Source organism: Streptomyces sp. NPDC049541, assembly GCF_044465725.1.
In the GTDB taxonomy this organism is placed as follows: domain Bacteria; phylum Actinomycetota; class Actinomycetes; order Streptomycetales; family Streptomycetaceae; genus Streptomyces.
On record NZ_JBITLY010000029.1, the window covers coordinates 1 to 1,127 of the forward strand.

General features: G+C 69.2%; 1 protein-coding gene. It reads right to left on the reverse strand.

Going from position 1 to position 1,127, the window contains the following annotated elements; translation table 11 throughout:
- Nucleotides 1-1,127 (reverse strand): 2-oxoacid:acceptor oxidoreductase family protein (locus ACIBW9_RS42500; RefSeq protein WP_398964244.1); only part of this gene is annotated, 1,127 nt, incomplete at both ends.

The following is a 1,127-nucleotide window of genomic DNA, read 5'->3' on the forward strand; positions in this document are numbered from 1 at the left end:
GTGCGGTAGGTCAGCGCGATCCGCGCCGCCTCCATGGCGGCGTCGAAGCAGTCGGCCGGGGTGCACGGGGCGACGATCGGCACCGGCGCTTCGCCGTTGCGCCCGAACATCGCCTGCAGCAGGTCCGCCTGTTCGGTCTTGGTCGGCAGACCGGTGGACGGCCCGCCGCGCTGGATGTCGACGACGAGGAGCGGGAGTTCGAGGGAGACGGCGAGCCCGATGGTCTCCGACTTGAGCGCCACCCCCGGGCCGGAGGTCGTCGTCACCCCCAGCGAACCCCCGAAGGCCGCGCCCAGCGCCGCCCCGATGCCGGCGATCTCGTCCTCCGCCTGGAAGGTCCGTACGCCGAAGTTCTTGTGCCGGCTCAGCTCGTGCAGGATGTCCGAGGCCGGAGTGATCGGGTACGAGCCCAGGAACAGCGGCAGATCGGCCTGGCGCGAGGCGGCGATCAGGCCGTAGGCGAGAGCCAGGTTCCCGGAGATGTTGCGGTAGGTCCCGGTCGGGAAGGCGGTCGTGGCCGGGGCGATCTCATAGGAGACCGCGAAGTCCTCGGTCGTCTCGCCGAAGTTCCAGCCCGCGCGGAACGCGGCGAGGTTCGCCTCGGCGATGGCCGGCTTCTTGGCGAACTTGGACCGCAGGAACTTCTCGGTGCCCTCGGTGGGCCGGTGGTACATCCAGGACAGCAGGCCCAGCGCGAACATGTTCTTGCTGCGCTCGGCCTCCTTGCGGGAGAGATCGAACTCCTTGAGCGCCTCCACCGTCAGCGTCGTCAGCGGCACCTCGTGCAGGCTGTAGCCGTCGAGCGAGCCGTCCTCCAGCGGGGAGGCGGCGTACCCGACCTTCTGCATCGCCCGTTTGGTGAACTCGTCCGTGTTGACGATGATCTCCGCGCCGCGCGGCAGGTCGGCGATGTTGGCCTTGAGGGCGGCGGGGTTCATCGCGACCAGCACATTGGGCGCGTCGCCCGGCGTGAGGATGTCGTGGTCGGCGAAGTGCAGCTGGAAGGACGACACACCCGGCAGGGTCCCGGCAGGGGCCCGGATCTCGGCGGGGAAGTTCGGAAGAGTGGACAGATCGTTCCCGAAGGACGCGGTCTCCGAGGTGAAACGGTCACCGGTGAGCTGCAT